General features: G+C 73.3%; 18 protein-coding genes. 7 read left to right on the top strand and 11 right to left on the bottom strand.

What is annotated here, in order from left to right; all coding sequences use genetic code 11:
* Positions 1-6 precede the first annotated feature (6 nt).
* Both Q6350_RS06615 and Q6350_RS06610 read left to right on the top strand, forming a co-directional pair.
* Positions 7-936 (top strand): CHAD domain-containing protein, encoded by a 930-nt coding sequence (locus tag Q6350_RS06615; RefSeq protein ID WP_305065817.1) that lies wholly within the window; start codon positions 7-9, stop codon positions 934-936.
* 252 nt (positions 937-1,188) lie between these two features.
* Positions 1,189-1,665 carry an HNH endonuclease gene (locus Q6350_RS06610; RefSeq protein ID WP_171247301.1) on the top strand — a complete coding sequence of 159 codons (477 nt, stop codon included), beginning with the start codon at positions 1,189-1,191 and terminating at the stop codon, positions 1,663-1,665.
* 54 nt (positions 1,666-1,719) lie between these two features.
* Here the strand turns inward: Q6350_RS06610 and Q6350_RS06605 are convergent, their stop codons facing one another.
* The 5 genes from Q6350_RS06605 to Q6350_RS06585 form a co-directional block, all read right to left on the bottom strand.
* The gene (locus tag Q6350_RS06605; RefSeq protein WP_216077580.1) at positions 1,720-2,769 is read right to left on the bottom strand and encodes a hypothetical protein; all 1,050 of its coding nucleotides are present in this window, start codon (positions 2,767-2,769) and stop codon (positions 1,720-1,722) included.
* Between the two features lie 83 nt (positions 2,770-2,852).
* Positions 2,853-3,158, bottom strand: coding sequence for a DUF3175 domain-containing protein (locus Q6350_RS06600; protein ID WP_304603406.1), 306 nt, complete (start codon positions 3,156-3,158; stop codon positions 2,853-2,855).
* Between the two features lie 60 nt (positions 3,159-3,218).
* Positions 3,219-3,623, bottom strand: a complete 405-nt coding sequence (locus Q6350_RS06595) for a DUF779 domain-containing protein (RefSeq protein WP_304603405.1) — start codon at positions 3,621-3,623, stop codon at positions 3,219-3,221.
* A gap of 15 nt (positions 3,624-3,638) precedes the next feature.
* Positions 3,639-5,162 carry an aldehyde dehydrogenase family protein gene (locus Q6350_RS06590; RefSeq protein WP_304607186.1) on the bottom strand — a complete coding sequence of 508 codons (1,524 nt, stop codon included), beginning with the start codon at positions 5,160-5,162 and terminating at the stop codon, positions 3,639-3,641.
* 137 nt (positions 5,163-5,299) lie between these two features.
* Positions 5,300-6,583, bottom strand: a complete 1,284-nt coding sequence (locus Q6350_RS06585) for a GAF domain-containing protein (protein WP_305065816.1) — start codon at positions 6,581-6,583, stop codon at positions 5,300-5,302.
* Between the two features lie 182 nt (positions 6,584-6,765).
* On the opposite strand from Q6350_RS06585, the gene Q6350_RS06580 reads away from it, so the two are divergent.
* Genes Q6350_RS06580 through Q6350_RS06565 form a run of 4 tightly spaced genes read left to right on the top strand, consistent with a single transcriptional unit; the run spans position 6,766 to position 9,688 of the window.
* On the top strand, positions 6,766-7,671 hold the full coding sequence (locus Q6350_RS06580) for a sulfurtransferase (protein ID WP_305065815.1): 906 nt from the start codon (positions 6,766-6,768) through the stop codon (positions 7,669-7,671).
* A gap of 37 nt (positions 7,672-7,708) precedes the next feature.
* Positions 7,709-8,155 (top strand): SufE family protein, encoded by a 447-nt coding sequence (locus Q6350_RS06575; RefSeq protein ID WP_171247307.1) that lies wholly within the window; start codon positions 7,709-7,711, stop codon positions 8,153-8,155.
* A gap of 36 nt (positions 8,156-8,191) precedes the next feature.
* Entirely contained in the window at positions 8,192-9,301 is a 1,110-nt protein-coding gene (locus tag Q6350_RS06570) for a calcium/sodium antiporter (protein ID WP_305065814.1), read from the top strand.
* 12 nt (positions 9,302-9,313) lie between these two features.
* Entirely contained in the window at positions 9,314-9,688 is a 375-nt protein-coding gene (locus Q6350_RS06565; protein WP_171247309.1) for a universal stress protein, read from the top strand.
* A 9-nt stretch (positions 9,689-9,697) separates the two neighbouring features.
* Here the strand turns inward: Q6350_RS06565 and Q6350_RS06560 are convergent, their stop codons facing one another.
* The 6 genes from Q6350_RS06560 to Q6350_RS06535 form a co-directional block, all read right to left on the bottom strand.
* Positions 9,698-10,867 (bottom strand): DUF2235 domain-containing protein, encoded by a 1,170-nt coding sequence (locus tag Q6350_RS06560; RefSeq protein ID WP_304607183.1) that lies wholly within the window; start codon positions 10,865-10,867, stop codon positions 9,698-9,700.
* Positions 10,868-10,982: 115 nt separating this feature from the next.
* Positions 10,983-11,744, bottom strand: a complete 762-nt coding sequence (locus Q6350_RS06555; RefSeq protein ID WP_304603399.1) for an amino acid ABC transporter ATP-binding protein — start codon at positions 11,742-11,744, stop codon at positions 10,983-10,985.
* Positions 11,741-12,622 carry an amino acid ABC transporter permease gene (locus Q6350_RS06550; RefSeq protein ID WP_304603398.1) on the bottom strand — a complete coding sequence of 294 codons (882 nt, stop codon included), beginning with the start codon at positions 12,620-12,622 and terminating at the stop codon, positions 11,741-11,743. The genes Q6350_RS06555 and Q6350_RS06550 overlap by 4 nt, the downstream gene beginning before the upstream one ends.
* Before the next feature lie 13 nt (positions 12,623-12,635).
* Positions 12,636-13,502, bottom strand: coding sequence for a transporter substrate-binding domain-containing protein (locus Q6350_RS06545; RefSeq protein ID WP_304603397.1), 867 nt, complete (start codon positions 13,500-13,502; stop codon positions 12,636-12,638).
* A gap of 141 nt (positions 13,503-13,643) precedes the next feature.
* On the bottom strand, positions 13,644-14,141 hold the full coding sequence (locus tag Q6350_RS06540; protein ID WP_171247314.1) for a dsRBD fold-containing protein: 498 nt from the start codon (positions 14,139-14,141) through the stop codon (positions 13,644-13,646).
* A 100-nt stretch (positions 14,142-14,241) separates the two neighbouring features.
* Positions 14,242-14,511, bottom strand: a complete 270-nt coding sequence (locus Q6350_RS06535) for a Rho termination factor N-terminal domain-containing protein (protein ID WP_304603396.1) — start codon at positions 14,509-14,511, stop codon at positions 14,242-14,244.
* Positions 14,512-15,084: 573 nt separating this feature from the next.
* Here Q6350_RS06535 and Q6350_RS06530 point away from each other — a divergent pair.
* Complete coding sequence (locus tag Q6350_RS06530) at positions 15,085-18,531, top strand: hypothetical protein (RefSeq protein WP_305065813.1); 3,447 nt, start codon at positions 15,085-15,087, stop codon at positions 18,529-18,531.
* The last annotated feature ends 117 nt before the right edge of the window (positions 18,532-18,648 follow it).

The raw sequence follows: 18,648 nt of genomic DNA, 5'->3' as shown, positions 1-18,648 counted from the left end.
GGGATCATGGCACCTCCACACAGCGCCGATCCCGCCGGCGAGGTCTTCACCACGATCGTGGCCGAGCACGTCCGGCGCATCGAGCAGCGCCTCCCGCCCGCGCTCGCGGACGAGGACGACGCCGTCCACCGGCTGCGCACCGCGGTCCGCAGGCTGCGCACCGTGCTGGCCGTCTACCGTCCGGTGTTCGAGCGCAAGGAGGTGAGGCAGCTGCGCCGTCGCCTCGCCGAGCTGGGCGACGTGCTGGGCGAGGCGCGCGACCTGGAGGTGCGGCGGGCCGACGTCGAGTCGGTCGGCGCCGCGGCGAGCGTCTCGCGGGACGCCCGGGCGCGGCTGGTGGCGGAGCTCGACCGGGAGCACGCGGCTGCGCACGCCCGCTTCGTCGACTACGCCGGTGGGCTGCAGATGCGTGCCACGACGGCGGAGCTGATCCGCTGGGTCCGGGAGCCGCCGCGCGGGAAGGCTGCGGACCGACGGGCCGGCAAGGTCGCCCGCCAGCGGCTGCGCAAGGCCGTCGACCGGGTCGGCCGCGCCGCGGCCGACCTCGACCTGCAGGCCCTGGCCGAGGTCACCGTCGAGGACCTGGACGACCGGGCGGCGCTCGACGACCTGCTGGCTCGCGCCCACCGGTTGCGCAAGGCCGGACGGCGCCTCTCCCAGGGGGCCCGCGTGGTGACGCGCACCCCGACGAAGGTGCTGGGCTCGCGGGCGAAGGAGCTCGGCGCGGCGGGCAAGACGCTGCAGTCGTCGCTCGGGGACCACCGCGACGCGCTGCTGCTCGCGCTCCTCGCCCGGGACCACGCGGCCGAGGCCGCGGCCCACGGTGAGGACCCCGCGCCGTACGACCGGCTCGCCCGCGCCGCGACACGGCGGGCCGCCGACGCCCTCGCCGATCTGCCCGACGCCGTCGACCGCCTGACGTCGAAGGCTCCCTAGCCGTACCGGTCGGCAGACGTCGTCATTTTCCGCCCGAAACAGGATCTTCCGGGCCATCGTCAGGTCGATCCTGCCCAAAACTCTGGACTTCCCGGCCGGGCGCTCATATTTTTTCCGTGACAGGCGCCACAGACCGGCCTGTCCGGAGGTCCTGCCCGGATCGCCGCCGCACCCGACACCGACCCCTCGAGGAGCCGCCGAGAGCGCACCGGTCCACCGGCCCGTGCGCACCGCACCGGAAGGAGCAGGACCGTGGCCGACGTGCTGGTCCTCAACGCCGGCTACGAGCCGCTGCACCGCGTGTCGGTCAAGCACGCCATCACGATGCTGGTGCGCGGCGTCGCGGTGGTCGAGGAGTCCGTCGACGGGAGGTCCTTCGGCCCCTACCCGCTCCCCCGGGTCCTGCGGCTCGTGCGCTACGTGGCGATGCGATGGATCTACCGGGGCACCCGGCCGACCGTCACCAAGGACGGCGTCAAGCAGCGCGACGGCGAGTGCGCCTACTGCGGCGGGCCGGCCCAGACCGTGGACCACGTGATCCCGCGGTCGCGCGGCGGGGACAGCTCCTGGCTGAACCTCGTGGCGGCCTGCGAGGCCTGCAACCACCGCAAGGCGAACCGGACGCCGCTGGAGGCCGGGATGCCGCTGCGCCTCACCCCGCACGTCCCGGCGGCGGGTCGGCACGGGGTCGTCCGGCACCGCCAGCAGCTCCGGCCCCTGGCCGCCTGACCGGCCGGGCCGGCCCCCGTCGCAGGACGGAGGGCCGGCCGGGGTCGAGACCTGTCAGATCCCCGGGTGGGGCTCCCAGCGGGGGTCGTCGTCCGCGGGACGCGGCGCGTCGGTGGCCGAACCGGCCGTCAGCGCGTCATCACCGACCATCGAGATGGTGCCCGTGACGGGCTGCGGGACGGCGGGGCCGTCGGCGTCCAGGACCCGGGAGGCGACCACGGTGCTGCCGAAGTTCGCGTGGCAGTCGGTGCAGTACCACTCGGGCGTCGGCACCGGGACCTCGAAGCCGCCGTAGACGACGTCGGGCTCGGCGCTGACGACGTCCTCGGAGAAGGTCATGCCCCACACGATGCGCTTCGTCTTGCCGCGCATGCCGCAGCCGGGGCACTGCGGGCGCAGCCGGTTGCGCTGTGCGGTCACCGAGTGCTCGTGCATCAGCTCGTGGCAGTGGGAGCACAGCAGGTGCACGTCGCGGATGACCTGCTCCAGGGTGCGACCGCCGGCAGTGGTCGTCCCGAGCCGCACGGCGCCGTCGTCGTGCGCCTGCATCTCGCGCACGTCCACGAACTGCTCGCAGGTGGCGCAGCGCTCCTCGCGCCGCAGCGCCCACCCGGTCACCGCCCGGTGGCCGATGATGCGCAGCGCGTGCACGTCCGAGGCGGCCTCGCCGGCGCCGCAGTCGCCCGGGTCGATCGTGTGCACCGGACCGTCGTGGAACTGGTTGGCGACCCCGTCGAGGACGGCGCGGGCGTGCTCGGCCGGCAGCCAGCCGGAGGAGCCGATGTAGGCGTCGGCACCGTCGAAGAGGTCCGCCCACACGATCGGGCGGTCCGGGCCGAAGAGCTCGTCGGTCACCCAGGAGTCGCCGTCGGAGGCTCCCATGAGCTCGACCGCGGCGACGACCCCGGCCTCGCCGAGGACGGTCACCACGACGTCCCCGCGCTTGGGACCGTCGGGTCCCCCGGGCAGGTGGTGCTCGCGGGAACGCGTCGCGATGGCGACCGACTCGCGCAGCCAGTCCGTCGACCAGTTCAGGTACACGGACGGCACGAGCCACGCCGGGAGCGACGACACGGACGGGAGGGCCTCTGCTTCGGTGCTCACGGGGTGCAACATAGCGGGTCCGCACGGCCCGGCGACACCCCACCGGGCATCGGACCGATGCCCAGGTCAACGCCGCCGGACGGTCACTCCCGCCCGAAGGCGCGCCGGAGCTCGGTCTTGGCCTGCTCCAGCACCTCGCGGCGCTCGGGCGGCAGGTTGCGCCCGGCCCGGTTGAGGTAGAACGTCAGCATCGACATCGCCGAGGAGTAGGCCGACCCCTTGCGCCGGTCGCTGGCCTCGGCGGACCGCTTCAGCGACGCGGCGATCGCCGCGGGGTCGTCCAGGGTGAAGACGTCGTGCTCGAGGTCGAGGGCGTCGGAGTGGTCGGTGACGTCCTGCGACCACCGCTCGCCCCGGCCGTCGTGAGGGTCGTGCTCGTCCTGCGCCATGGGCACGACGCTAGGACGCCCGGGGCGACGACGCAGCCCCGGGCGTCCTGGCGCCGTGCCTCAGCGGCCCAGTGCCGTCAGCTCGGCGTCGGTCAGCAGCCGCGACCGGATGAGGAACCGCACGCCCTCCGGCGCCTCGACGCTGAACCCGGCTCCGCGGCCGGGCACCACGTCGATCGTCAGGTGGGTGTGGCTCCAGTACTCGAACTGCGCCCTGCTCATCCAGACCGGGACGGTGAAGGGTTCCTCCCCGTCGGACAGCGCCAGGTCGCCCAGGTGCACGTCGGCGTCCGAGGTGAGGAAGTCACCGGCCGGGTAGCACATGGGGCTCGAGCCGTCGCAGCAGCCACCGGACTGGTGGAACATCAGCTCGCCGTGCCGGCGCCGCAGCCGAGCCAGGAGCTCGGCCGCGGCGTCGGTGACGGCGACGCGCGCGGGGCCCTCGGGCCCGCCGGCGTCGGTCATCGATCCTCCTTCGGCCTAGAAGAAGCCGTCCCGCACGCCGGAGTAGCTGACGAGCAGGTTCTTCGTCTGCTGGTAGTGGTCGAGCATCATCTTGTGGTTCTCGCGCCCGACACCGGAGCCCTTGTACCCGCCGAACGCGGCCGCGGCCGGGTAGGCGTGGTAGCAGTTCGTCCACACGCGGCCGGCCTCGATGTCGCGGCCGGCCCGGTAGGCCGTCGTGCCGTTGCGGGTCCAGACGCCGGCCCCGAGCCCGTAGAGGGTGTCGTTGGCGATCTTGATGGCGTCGTCGTAGTCGGCGAAGTCGGTGACCGAGACGACGGGACCGAAGATCTCCTCCTGGAAGATCCGCATCGAGTTCTTGCCCTCGAAGATCGTCGGCTGCACGTAGAAGCCGCCGGACAGGTCCCCGCCGAGGTCGGCCCGCTGCCCGCCGGTGAGCACCTTGGCGCCCTCGGCCTGGCCGATGTCGATGTAGGACAGGATCTTCTCGAGCTGGTCGTTGCTGGCCTGGGCACCGATCATCGTCTCGGTGTCCAGCGGGTTGCCCTGGACGGCCGCCTCGGTGCGCTTGAGCGCGTCGCCGAGGAACTGGTCGTAGATGTCGGACTGGATGAGCGCCCGGGACGGGCAGGTGCAGACCTCGCCCTGGTTGAACGCGAACATCGTGAAGCCCTCGAGGGCCTTGTCGTAGAAGTCGTCCTGGGCCGAGGCGACGTCGGAGAAGAACACGTTCGGGCTCTTGCCGCCGAGCTCGAGCGTCACCGGGATGATGTTGGCCGAGGCGTACTGCATGATCAGGCGGCCCGTCGTCGTCTCGCCGGTGAAGGCGATCTTGCGGATCCGCGACGAGGACGCGAGCGGCTTGCCCGCCTCGACGCCGAACCCGTTGACGACGTTGACGACGCCCGGCGGCAGCAGGTCGCCGATGATGTCCATCAGGTACAGGATCGAGGCCGGGGTCTGCTCGGCCGGCTTGAGCACGACGGCGTTGCCCGCCGCGAGCGCCGGGGCCAGCTTCCACACGGCCATGAGGATCGGGAAGTTCCACGGGATGATCTGCCCGACGACGCCGAGCGGCTCGTGGAAGTGATAGGCGATGGTGTCGCCGTCGATCTCGGAGATCGACCCCTCCTGGGCCCGGATCGCGCCGGCGAAGTACCGGAAGTGGTCGACGGCCAGGGGGATGTCGGCACCGAGCGTCTCGCGCACGGCCTTGCCGTTCTCCCAGCTCTCGGCCACGGCGATCTTCTCGACGTTGGCCTCGATGCGGTCGGCGATGGCGTTGAGGATGTTCGCCCGCTCGGTCACGGACGTGCGGCCCCAGGCGGGGGCGGCGCCGTGCGCGGCGTCCAGGGCGCGCTCGATGTCCTCGGCGTTGCCGCGCGCGACCTCGCAGAAGGTCTGTCCGGTGACGGGGGTGGGGTTCTCGAAGTACTCCCCGCTCGCCGGGGGGACGTACTCGCCGCCGATCCAGTGGTCGTAGCGGCTGCGGTACTCCACGATCGACCCGGGCTGTCCCGGTGCCGTGTAGACGGTCATGGCGTCCTGCCTCCTCGCAGTGCTCACCGCACCACCCGCGTCCGGTGGACGGGATGATGACGACGCGTCGTCGCGTCGTGCCGGCGACGTTAGGCGGCGAGCGTTGCAGCGGCGTTGCAGGTGTCGGTCGGCGCCGTTCAGCGCAGGCCGGCGTCGACGACGGCGAGGTGGGCACGCGCCCGGGCCCACCGGGGACCGCCCTGGTCGGACCGCGCCACGAGCTGCTGCCAGGCCTCCACGTCCTCGGCACCGTCGTCCGTGCGGGTCCACCCGTCCAGGACGTCCGGGTCGCCGTCGGCCAGGACCGCCGAGCGCATCTCGGCGGCCAGCTCGTCACGCATCCGCTCGACGCCGGGGGCGAAGGACCGCGGCAGCAGCGGAGCGGTGTAGGCCCGCACCGCACCGGCCACGTCACCGGCGGCGAGCAGGTCGCGGACGGCGTCGACGTCGCTGCGCACCTGGGCGGCGAGCCGGTAGGGCCGCGACCCGGTCACCACCGACCCGGCCGAGCGGCGCAGCCGGGAGATCTCGGCGCGGACCGTCACCTCGGACAGCTCGCCGGGGTGCAGCAGCACCGCGAGCTCCTCCGCGGTGAGGCCCCGCGGGTGCGCGCCGAGGAGCGCGAGGATCTCGGCGTGCCGTCCGGAGAGCCGGCGCTCGCCGTCCGGGGACCGCCAGGCGGGCGTGCCGAGCAGCCGCAGGGCGGGGTGGGTGTCACCGGCCGCGTCCCGGCCAGCTGCGGCCCGTGCCGCGAGCTCCCGCTCGAGGCTGGCGACGGTGGCGCGCACCAGGGACAGCGCGACGTGCGAGCCGGCGGCCCGTCCACCGGTGACGTCGAGGACCCCGAGGACACGGCCGTCGGGATCCTGGATCGGGGCGGCCGCGCAGTTGAGCTGCTGCACCGGCCGCGAGAAGTGCTCCGCCCCCAGCACCTGCACCGGCCGCCGGGTGGCCAGCGCCGTGCCCGGGGCGTTGGTCCCGACGTTCTCCTCGCGCCAGACGGCACCGGCGACGAATCCGACCCGCTCGGCGGCACCGCGGGTGCGCAGGTCCCCCTCGACCCACAGCAGGCGTCCCGCGTCGTCGGACACGGCCACGACGAGCCCGTCGTCGCGAGCGGCGTCGACGACGAGGTCGCGCACGACGGGCATGAGGTCGTGCAGGGGATGCGCCGCACGGTAGGCGTCGAGCTCGTCGGGCGACAGCCCGCTCGTGGTGCGCGGCGTGTCGGGGTCGACGCCGCAGGAGCGGCTGCGGCGCCAGGAGGCGGCGACGAGGGGGTCGAGCCCGGGCGGCACGGCGCCGGTGTCGAGGAACGCGTCGTGGGCGCTGCGCACGGAACGCCGGTCGCGCCGGACGGGGACGGCGGGCGACAGCGCATGCGCGAGGTCGCCGTGCGGGGTGCTGGGTCGATGCCCCATGGAGCCTCCGACGTCGTCGTCCGGTGGTGCACCACAGTGTAGGGCGGCGTCGCGTCCGGAGTGTCCCGAGCGCACGGACCAGGCATCTCACATGCTGGTCCCGCATCGTGGAACCGCGGTGTCGGGGCTGGTCGCCCGCGGCCTAGGGTGGCTCCCGGACCACGCCGCACCAGGAGGAGATCATGCCCGCACCGCTCGACCCCACCCCGCGACTGCAGGAGTACGCGCACCCGGAGCGCCTCGTCACCACCGAGTGGCTGGCCGCGCACCGGGACGACCCGGGCCTCGTCGTCGTGGAGTCCGACGAGGACGTCCTGCTCTACGAGACCGGCCACATCCCCGGCGCCGTCAAGGTCGACTGGCACACCGACCTGCTGCTGCCCGTCGAGCGCGACTACCTGGACGGCCCGGGTTTCGCCGACCTGCTCGGCTCCCGGGGCATCGCCCGCGACACCACGATCGTGCTGTACGGCGACAAGAACAACTGGTGGGCCGCCTACACGGCCTGGGTGTTCACCCTGTTCGGCCACGAGGACGTCCGCCTTCTCGACGGCGGGCGCAACCTCTGGGTGGCCGAGGGCCGCGAGCTGACCACCGACGCCCCCGCCCCGACGCCGGTCGACTACCCGGTCGTCGAGCGCGACGACACCACCTTCCGCGCCTTCCGCGAGGACGTGCTCGACCACCTGGGCAAGGGCCCCCTCGTGGACATCCGCTCCCCGCAGGAGTTCACCGGCGAGCGGCTGCACATCCCGGACTACCCGGAGGAGGGCGTGCTGCGCGGCGGTCACATCCCCACCGCTCACAACGTCCCGTGGGCCACGGCGGTGGCCGAGGACGGCACCTACAAGCCGCGGGCCGAGCTGGAGGCCATCTACCAGCGGGGCGGCCTGGGCATCACGGACGACGACCGGGTCGTCACGTACTGCCGCATCGGGGAGCGGTCCAGCCACACCTGGTTCGCGCTGCACTTCCTGCTCGGCATCCCCGACGTGCGCAACTACGACGGTTCCTGGACCGAGTGGGGCAACGCCGTGCGCGTGCCCATCGCGGCCGGCGCGGAGCCCGGCGAGGCGCCGGCCCGCTGAACCCCGGACCCGACGCGACGTGAGAGACGATGGACCCATGACCGACGACGCCCCCGCGCTGCCCGACCAGCTGGCCGAGATCCGGGAGGACTTCCTGGCCCTGACCGAGTCCGAGCGGCTGCAGCTCCTGCTGGAGTTCTCCCGCGAGCTGCCGCCCCTGCCCGCCCGGTACGCGGACTCCCCCGCCCTGCTGGAGAAGGTGGAGGAGTGCCAGTCCCCGGTGCACGCCTTCGCCGAGGTCGACGGAGACGTCGTGCACTTCTACGCGACCGCGCCCGAGGAGGCCCCCACCACCCGGGGCTTCGCCTCGATCCTGGCCCAGGGGCTGTCCGGGCTGACCACCCGTGAGGTGCTGGACGTCCCCGAGGACTTCCCGCTGCAGCTCGGCCTCACCCGGGCGGTCTCGGCCCTGCGGCTCAACGGCATGGCCGGCATGCTCACCCGGGCCAAGCGGCAGGTGGTCGAGCAGCTCGCCGCCGCCTGACCGCCGGCGGTGACGGCCCGCCCGTAGCCTTGTCGCGTGAGCCTCACCAGCGTCCTGCTCCTGCTCGCCGGGTTCGTGCTGCTCGTCGCGGGCGGCGAGGCCCTCGTCCGCGGCGCGGCGTCGCTGGCGCGGACCCTGGGGATGTCCGCCCTCGTGGTGGGCCTGACCGTCGTGTCCTTCGCGACCTCGAGCCCGGAGCTCGCCGTCAGCGCCGGCTCCGCGCTGTCCGGCTCCCCCGGGCTGGCGGTCGGCAACGTCGTGGGCAGCAACATCGCCAACATCCTGCTCGTCCTCGGGGTGGCGGCGATCGTCGTCCCGCTCACGGTCACGAACCGCCTGGTGCGCACGGACATCCCCGTGATGGTCGGGATGTCCGTGCTCGCCCTCGTGCTCGCGCTCGACGGCACCATCAGCACGACCGACGGCGTCCTCCTGCTGGGTCTCCTGGCCGCCTACCTGGCCGTCACCACGATCGTCGCCCGGCGCACGGAGACGGTCACCACCGTCCCGGAGGCCGACGAGGACGGCGGGGCCCTGGGGCGCCTGCGCACGACCCGCGCCCGTTCGGTCGGGATCGACGTCGCCCTCGTGGTCGTCGGGGTGGCCCTGCTCGTCGGCGGCGCCCGGTTCCTGGTGGACGGCGCCACCCGGATCGCCTCCGCGTTCGGGGTGAGCGACCTCGTGATCGGCCTGACCGTCGTCGCGGTCGGCACGTCGTTGCCGGAGCTCGCCACGAGCGTCATCGCCGTGCGGCGCGGCGAACGGGACATGGCCGTGGGGAACATCGTGGGCAGCAACATCTTCAACATCGGCGCCGTGCTCGGCCTCACCGCCGTCATCGCCCCGGGCGGGATCGACGTCGACCCCGCCGCCGTGAACCTCGACCTGCCCGTCATGGTGGCCGTCGCGCTGGTGCTCCTGCCCATCGCGTTCACCGGGCAGGCGATCGTGCGCTGGGAGGGCGTCCTCCTGGTCGTCCTGTACGTCGCCTACCTGGCCTACGTGCTGCTCGCCGCGACCGACCACGACGCCCAGGAGCCGTTCGGCGGCGCGCTGTTCGGGTTCGTCCTGCCGGTCACCGCGGTCTGGCTCGTCGCCCTGACGGCCTACGAGCTGGGTCTGCGACGCGGCCGGCGCGAGGTGTGACACAGTGGGCCCATGACGGTGCTCGTGGCCTATCGCGCCTGCCCGCACGGCGAGGCGGCAGTCCGGACCGCGCTGGAGGAGTCGCGTCGACGCGACCTGCCGCTGCGGGTGCTCGTGCTCGACGCCCAGGATCCCGGTGACGGCCCGTCGGCCGAGCTCTCCGCGATCCTCGGGGACACCGACGCCGCGATCAGCTACCGCGACGAGGACACCGAACCCGCGGACGCCATCCTCGACACCGCCGACGAGGTCGGGGCCGACCTCGTCGTGGTGGGGTCGCGCAAGCGGTCCAGCCACGGCACGTTCCTCATGGGCACCACGACGCAGCGGGTGCTGCTGGACGCCTCGGTGCCGGTCCTCGTGGTCAAGGACGCCTACGACTCCTGACCGGGACGCTCACCGCACCGTCAGGTGACGCTCGTCCTCGTGCAGCGCCGCGAGGGGCACGACCGGTAGCTTGTCCACCCCGCCGCAGTCGTCGATCCACTGCTGCAGGTTCGGAGCGTGCTCGGCGTACCGGTCACGTGCGACGTAGCGCACGAGCGGCTCGGCGACGCACACCCCGTCGCCCCAGACCTCGCCGTCACGCCGGGCGAGCACCCGCAGGCCGTGCCGGAACACCTCGCGGCCGTCCACGACCCCGCTGCCCGGCCGCAGGCGCTTGACCCGGTTGATCAGCCGGAACAGCACCCGGGGCCGGACGTCCACGACCAGCTCCTCCTGGTGCGCCACCTGCTGCTTCCACAGGTCCTCGTCGATCGCGACGCCGACCTCGCGCAGCTCGCCCACCATCCACTCCAGCGCGACGTCGGACAGCCCGGAGCGCGGTCCCCCGCCGCCGACGTCGCCGTGCCCGCCCGGGAACCACACCTGCCGGACCCGGCCCTCGGGGCTGTCGCCCGGCACGGTCCACAGGCACGGCGAGTAGGACAACCGGCGTTCGTCCACCGAGAGCGCCTGGCGGGCCACCTGGACGCCGTCACCGAGCTTCACGTCGTGGAACCGGTAGCGGCGGCGCGTCAGCCCGGGGACGCCCAGCGTGCCGACGGTGTCGAAGACGCCGAGGAACCGCACCGGCCCCCGCGGGTCCCTCGGGTGGGAGTTCTCGGCCCGGAACCTGTCCCGCCGCTCCTGCCGTGCGGCGCGCGCGGCGTCGTCGTCGGCCGGCTCGCGGTAGAGGTCCGCGGCGTCGTGCAGCCGGCCGGCCACGAGCGCCTCGCGCGTCAGCAGGCCCACCGCCCCCACCATGCCGACGACGCTGCGCGCGGTGTACGCGCCCCGCGAGTAGCCGAGCACCACGATCTCGTCGCCGGGGTCGTAGTTCATGGCCAGGAACCGGTAGCCGTCGACGACGTTGTGGGTCAGGCCCGACCCGAACGCGCCACCGAGCACCTTGTCGAACAGGTACCCCTGCGAGCCGACACCGCCGACGTACTCGACCATCTGCACGACGCCGTCGTCGACCGCGCCCCGGCGCAGGACCCGGGCGATCTTCTCGATGTTCGACACGTACTGGTTGGCGGCATGGTTCCACGTGCCGTCGCAGCACAGGATCAGGCGCTTCATCGTCACCACGTCCCCTCGCCGACGGAGGGCGTCGCGCGACGCCCCACTGCCTCTCCAGAGCGTCGCGCGACCTCGGGTGATACGCACGCGGTCGGCCCGGCGCAGCCGGCGCGGCTCAGCGCAGCCGGCGCAGGAACTCCCGGGTCCGGTCCCGCTGCGGGTCGTCCAGGACCTGGGCGGGCGTGCCGCGCTCGTGCACCCGGCCGTCGTGCAGGAACACGACCTCGTCGGCGACCTCGCGGGCGAAGTCCATCTCGTGGGTCGCGACGAGCATCGTGGTGCCCTCGGCGCGCAGCTCCAGCAGCAGGTCCAGGACCTCCCCGACCAGTTCCGGGTCCAGGGCCGAGGTGACCTCGTCCAGCAGCAGCAGCTCCGGGCCGCCGGCCAGCGCCCGCGCGATCGCGGCGCGCTGCTGCTCCCCGCCGGAGAGCTGGTCGGGGTACCCGCGCGCCTTGTCCGCCAGCCCGACCTTGGCCAGCAGCGCCCGGCCGGCCTCCTCGGCCTCGCCCCGCGGACGGCGGTGCACGAGGCGGGGGGCCAGGGTGACGTTGTCCAGGACGGACAGGTGCGGGAACAGGTTGTACTGCTGGAAGACCATCGCGAGCCGGGCCCGGACGGCGTCGGCGTCGACCCACGGGTCGGCCACGTCGACCCCGTCGAGGAGCACCTGACCGTCGTCGACCTCCTCGAGCAGGTCGACCACGCGCAGCAGCGTCGACTTGCCCGAGCCCGAGGACCCCACCAGGACGACGCACTGGTGCTCGCCCACGTCCAGGTCGATGCCGTCCAGGACCGTCCTGCGCCCGGCCCGGCGGCCCGGTCCCGCGGGGAACGACTTGCGCACCTCACGCAGGCTCAGCAGCGGCGGTGCGGTCACCGGACCACCCCCGCACCGCTGACGCCGCGGAGCGAGCCGCGCCAGCCCTGCCGGGCCGACCAGGCGTCGACGAGCCGGGTCAGCGGGATCGAGATCAGCAGGAACAGCACGCCGGCCACCACGTACGGGGTGAAGTTGTAGTCGCCGGTGGTGGCGATCTGGGCGGCCCGGATCGCGTCGACCGCCCCGAGGATCGAGATCAGGCCGGAGTCCTTCTGCAGGGACACCAGCATGCTCGCCACCGGCGCCGACACGTTCCGCACCGCCTGCGGCAGCACGACCTTGCGCACCGCCTGGCCACGGGTGAGCCCGAGGGAGCGCGCGGCGGCGACCTGGGAGGGGTGCACGGACTCGATCCCCGCGCGGAAGATCTCGGCGAGGTACGCCGTGTACGTCAGGAGGATCGCCAGACCGCCGAGGAACGCCGCGCTCACCGGCAGCCACTCCAGCCGCAGGGCGGGCAGCCCGAAACCGACCAGCAGCAGCACCAGCAGCACCGGCACCCCGCGGAAGACGTCGACGTACAGCACGGTGAACACCCGCAGCGGGAACAGCGCCGGCAGCCGGGAGGTGCGCACGACCGCCAGCAGCAGGCCGACGGTCAGGCCCACCACGGAGGCCGCGACCCACACCCGCAGGTTGAGCCACAGCCCCTCGGCGACCTCGGGCAGGACCTCCCAGGCGCGCTCCGGGGAGAAGAACGCCTCCCGGGCCCGCTCCCAGCCGGGAGCGGTGGTGACGACCGCGACGACGGCGACGAGCACGATCGCCGTCGCCGTCCCGGCGACCAGCAGGGCGCGCCGGTGCTGGGCCCGGCGGTACTCCGCCCGGGCCCGGGCACGCTCCGACAGGGCCGGGCCGTCCGTCGCTCCGGTCATCGCCGTCGCGCGGTCAGGACAGCTCGGGGACGTCGTCCGACTTCAGCCACTCGGTGCGCAGCTCGTCGAGGGTGCCGTCGGCCTCCAGGGCGTCCACGGCCTGCGAGACGCACTCGGTCAGCTCCGAGTCCTTGTCGAGCACGAGGCCGAGCTGCTCCGGCTCGCCGACGTCCGGCAGCGTGCCCACGACCTGGGTGTCCGGGAAGTACACCGTCGAGGCCGCCACGCCCTGGTCGACGTCCATCACCATCGCGTCGATGGTGCCCGAGGTCAGCGCGGTCATGCCGTCCCCGGCGGCGTTGAAGGGGGTGATCTCCACCGCGTCGCCCCAGGCGGACTCCGCGGCGTCCAGCGAGGTCTGCGCGGCGGTGACGCCGATGCGGGCGCCCTCCAGGTCCGCGAGGCTCGTGGCGTCGGCGTAGTCACCGTCGTCGGCCACGATCACGCCCTGGTGGCTGGTCAGGTACGGGCTGGAGAAGTCCACGGCCTCCGCCCGCTCCTCGGTGATGGTGGTCTGGTAGGCGGCGAGGTCGAACGGCTTGATCGCCGGGGAGATGATCTGCTCGAACGTCACCGTCTCCCACTCGACGTCCTCGGCCGCGTACCCCAGCTCCTCGGCGACGGCGTAGACCAGGGCCGACTCGAAGCCCTCGCCGCTGGTGGGCTCGCCGACGTACCACGGCTCGAACGGCTCGCCGGCACCGACGGTGAGGGTGCCCTCGGTGAGCGTCGGCAGGTCGCCCGCGGCGCAGGCCTCGGACGCGGACGGCGTGGCGCTCGCTGCGTCGTCCGCACCACCGTCGTCGGCGGTGGAGCAGGCCGTCAGCCCGAGCAGCACGGCGGGCGCGAGGGCGACGGCAAGAACGGGACGGGTTCGCACGGGTGGGTCCTCCTGGTCGGGACGACGGCGCGGATCACCGTCGAGAGCCGCACCGAGCCTATGCGCGCGGCGGCGGCCGGAACACCGCGCGGCACTGTGCGTCCGGTCACCCCCGCCGGCCGGTCCCGCCCGGCCGTCCGCTCAGTCGTGCACGTGGGCCGGCACGCCGGTGGAGGCGGTGATGTCCTCCTCCGCCTGCCCGAGCAGGGCGTCGGCGAGACGCCGCAGCGCACGCCCGGCGGCCACCTCGTCGCCGATGACCGGGATCTCCGTGTCGTGGGGATCCTTGCGGGCGTGCCCGACGGACCGCAACGGGCCGACGTCGGCGTGCTCGACCGGGCCGGCCACCAGCACCGCCTCCGCCGTCGTGCTGCCCGACGCCTCCACCAGCGACAGCTGGACGGTCCAGGTGGCGGCGCGCGCAGGGCGGGCCGTCTCGTCCGCGGCCCCGGCGTCGCCGTGCTGCACGAGCGAGTCCGGCCCGGGATAGACCAAGGACTCCTCCTCCGTGTCCGACCACCTCACCGTGTAGGGCGGGGACCCGTCGTCGTGGTGGAGCTCCGTGACGACGCCGTCACGGACCGCACCTCCCACCACGCCGGACGCGGTGATGATCCTGTCCCCCACCGAGGCCTTCATGCTCCTCGCCTCCGTCTCCCCGTCGAGCCACGGAACCTGTCCCTCCATGGTGCTCCCGGCGACGACGGCACGCCAGGGGCAACCGGCCGGATCGGCCGTCTCAGTGCGACCGCAGAGCCTCGATCAGCTCGTCCTTGCGCATCGAGGACCGCCCCTCGATGCCCAGCTCGGCGGCGCGCTCGTGCAGCTCGTCGACGGTCCAGTCCTCGTACGCCGGGGACTCGCCACCCTCGCGGCCGACGTCGTCGCGACCGCGGTTCGCGGCCGCGTTCGCGATCCGCGCGGCCTTCTCCTTGCTGTTGCCCTCGTCGCGGAGCTTCTCGTACAGCTCCTCGTCCTTGACGCTGGGGCCGGGATCCTGTCGTGGCACGGCGTGCTCCTCTCCTCGTCCCTCCATCGTGGGACGGCGGGACGACGTCCGCACCTGGGCGGGACGGGCCGAGGTCCGCAGCACGACCGGCGAGGCGGGCGGAACCGGGCGAGCTCGACACCCCGACCGGCAGGACCCGCCGGGTCGTGCCCGGCTCGCCCGTCCGACGTCCCCCGGAACGTTCTTGCACGAGCAATCCGGGGACGGTAATTTCCTGTGTGCTCGACCGGCGACGGCCCCTCGCACCTTGCGAACCTTCCGGCCGCGAGCAGTGGAGGTGGCGATGGGCAGGATGCCTGCGGTGGTCGTCCCCCACGCCGGTCCCCCGGTCGGCGACCCCGACCCGACGGAGCACGGGAACGCGCCCGCGGCTCCGCACCTCCGCGCCGCGGACACGACCGATCCCGGCACCCCTACTCGCGGCATCGACGACGCCGCGTCCCCCCGCGTCAGGGAGCTCTCGAGCGCGCGTCCCCGCGCGCTCCCCTCTGATGCCAGCACTGGGCGAACCAGCGGTGTGGGAGCGCTCCCGCACACCGGTCCGCCCCGCACCACAACCGCAAGGAGCAGCGCATGACCACGACCGGGCCCACCTCCGAACGGCTCGTCGGCCACGCCGTCGTCGACGGCTCGCACCTCGGTCTCGACGACCGTCGCTACTACGCGATCACGTCGTACGACCAGATGCCGCCCTTCCTGATGACCATCGCCGGGGCGAGCGACCTGTGGATGTTCATCTCGAGCACCGGAGGACTGACCGCGGGCCGCCGTGACGCCGACCACGCGATCTTCCCGTACTACACCGAGGACAAGGTCGCCGAGGGGGCGGGTCGCACGGGCGGACTCACCACGGTCCGGGTGCACCGCGAGGACGGCGACGTCGTGTCCTGGCAGCCTTTCGCCGAGACGCGACCGGGCGACCCGGCCGTCGACCGCAGCCTCTACAAGGACTTCCTCGGCACCAGCGTCGTCTTCGAGGAGACCCGGACCGACCTCGGACTGCGCCTGCGCGTCGTGTGGCAGACCAGCGCACGGTACGGGGTGGTGCGCAGCTGCCAGATCACGTCCCTCGCCGAGCGCCCGGTCGACCTCGAGGTCGTGGACGGGTTCCGCAACCTCCTGCCCGCCGGCACCACCGCCCAGGTCCAGAACGAGCTGAGCATCCTGCTGGACGCCTACAAGCGGGCCGAGCTCGCCCCGGGCGGCCTCGGCATCTACTACCTCAACTCCGCCCTGACCGACCTCGCCGAGGCGAGCGAGTCCCTGCAGGCCTCGGTCGCCTGGCAGTTGGGCCTCGAGCAGGTCGAGCACCTGCTGTCCGAGCGGCAGCTCGACGCGGCGCAGGCGGGCGAGGCGCTGACCAAGGAGCTGGACGTGCGGGGCGGCCGGGGCGCCTACCTCGTCCGCACCCGTCTGGTGCTGGACCCCGGGGCGCAGCGGACCTGGCGCGTCGTGGCCGACGTCTCGCGGTCCGCACCGGACGTCGTGGCCCTGCGTGACGAGCTGGCCGACCCCACTGCGCTCGCGGCGCGACTCGACGAGGACGTCGAGGCGACCCGTCGCGGGCTGGAGGACCTGCTCGCGGCCACCGACGCGGCGCAGCTGACCGGCGACGAGCTGGCCACCGCCCACCACGGTGCCAACGTCCTGTTCAACACGATGCGCGGAGGCGTCCCGGCGGGCGGCTACCAGCTCCGCGGGGGCGACGTCCGGGCCTTCGTCCGCACCCGGAGCCCCCTCGTCGCCGAGCGCTGCGCCGAGGTGCTCACGTCGCTGCCCGCGACCCTGTCCCACGAGGAGCTGATGGCCGCGGCCGAGGAGAGCGGGGACGCCGACCTCTGGCGCCTGTGCACCGAGTACCTGCCGCTGACCTTCGGCCGTCGCCACGGCGACCCGAGCCGGCCGTGGAACAAGTTCCAGATCTCGCTGCGGGACGCCGACGGTGAACCCCTGCTGGACCACCAGGGCAACTGGCGCGACATCTTCCAGAACTGGGAGGCGCTGGCGTGGTCCTTCCCCGAGTACGTCGAGTCGATGGTCGCCGTCTTCCTCGACGCCACGACCGCCGACGGGTACAACCCGTACCGGATCTCCCGCGGAGGGATCGACTGGGAGGTCCCCGAGCCGGACAACCCGTGGTCCAACATCGGGTACTGGAGCGACCACCAGCTGGTCTACCTCGTCAAGCTGCTCGAGACGTCCGAGCGCTTCCACCCCGGGAGCGTGCGGCACCTGGTGAACCGTGCGGTCTTCACGCACGCCGACGTGCCGTACCGGATCGCGTCCTACGCCGACACCGTCGAGAACCCCTACGCGACGATCACCTTCGACACCGAGGCCGCGGCCGCGATCGCGCGCCGTGTCGAGGTGGAGGGCGCGGACGGCAAGCTCGTGCACGGCCCCGACGGGAACCTGCTGCACGTCACCCTGGCCGAGAAGCTGCTCGTGCTCACCCTGGCGAAGGTCGTGAACCTGGTGCCCGAGGGCGGCATCTGGATGAACACGCAGCGGCCCGAGTGGAACGACGCGAACAACGCGCTCGTCGGGCGCGGACTGTCCGTCGTGACCCTCGCGTACCTGCGTCGCTACCTGGGCACCGTGCGCGACCTGCTGGACGAGGAGCTGACCGTCGGCGTCGAGGTCCGGGAGCTGCTCAGGGAGGTCGGCGACGTCCTCAGCCGGCACCTCTCCGGCACCGTCGGCGGCTTCGACGACGTCGAGCGGCGACGCGTGGTCGACGCCCTGGGCGCGGCCGGGACGGCCTATCGCGAGCGTGTCTACGCCGGGCTCACCGGTGAGCGCACCGTGGTCGGGGCGGACGAGGTGCGCGAGGTGGTCGACACCGTGCTCGCGTACGTCGACTCGGGCCTGCGGGCGAACCGCCGTGCCGACGGGCTCTACCACTCGTACAACACGCTCGACCTGGGGCAGGGCCGCGTCACGATCAACCGGCTGCAGGAGATGCTCGAGGGACAGGTCGCGATCCTGTCCTCGGGGTTCCTGACGCCCGCCGAGTCGCTCGACGTGCTGCGGGCGATGCGCGAGAGCGCGCTGTACCGCGCCGACCAGCACAGCTACCTGCTGTACCCGGACCGCGACCTCCCCGGGTTCCTGGACAAGAACCGGGTCACGCCCGCGCAGGCCGCCCAGGCCCCCCTGATCGACGCCCTGGTGCGCGCCGGGGACCGGTCGATCGTCCTGCAGGACGCGGGTGGTGACTACCGCTTCGCCCCGGGGATCCACAACGCCCGGGACGTCGACGCGGCGCTCGACGCCCTCGAGGGTCCGGAGACGGACGGCGCGCTCGACGAGGCGGTGGCGACCGGCCGGGAGGCGCTGCTCTCCGTCTTCGAGGAGGTCTTCCGGCACGCGGAGTTCACCGGTCGGTCCGGGTCCTTCTTCGCCTACGAGGGCCTCGGCAGCATCTACTGGCACATGGTGTCCAAGCTGCTGCTCGCGGTGCAGGAGAACCTCGAGCGTGCCGTGGCCGAGGGCGCCGACGCAGCCGTCGTCGACGAGCTCCGGGCCCGGTACGAGGACGTTCGCCAGGGGCTCGGCTACTGCAAGCCGCCCGAGGTCTACGGCGCCTTCCCGGTCGACCCCTACTCCCACACGCCGAAGGGTCGCGGGGCGCAGCAGCCCGGGATGACGGGCCAGGTCAAGGAAGAGGTCCTCACCCGCATGGGTGAGCTCGGCCTGCGGGTGGAGGAGGGCCGGATCGTGTTCCGCCCCGTCCTGCTCCGTACCGAGGAGTGGCCCGCGGAGCCGACGACGTTCCGGTATGTCGACGTCGGCGGGACCGAGCAGGCCGTCGAGCTGCCCGCCTCGAGCCTCGCGTTCACGTTCTGCCAGGTCCCGGTCGTCTACCGGCGGGGCGCCGACCTCGAGGTGACCGTCGAGGGCTCCGACGGGGTGGAGCAGGCCGTCTCCGGGGCCGCGATCCCGGCCGAGGTCAGCGCCGAGGTCTTCCGCCGTACGGGGGCCGTGCGCGCGATCCGGGTCACCCTGCCGGCCGCCTGACACCGGTCGCGACACGACGGAGCCGGCGCCCGGCCCGGGACGGGAACACCGCCCGGGACGGGCGCCGGCTCCGTCGCGCTCGATCGGAACGGGTCCTGCGGGGAAGCGACCTGGGCG

It is taken from the genome of Isoptericola sp. b515, from assembly GCF_030588125.1.
Lineage (GTDB): Bacteria > Actinomycetota > Actinomycetes > Actinomycetales > Cellulomonadaceae > Isoptericola > Isoptericola sediminis.
The sequence above is the reverse complement of the archived record's forward strand: the minus strand, read 5'-3'. Positions and strand labels throughout refer to the sequence as shown.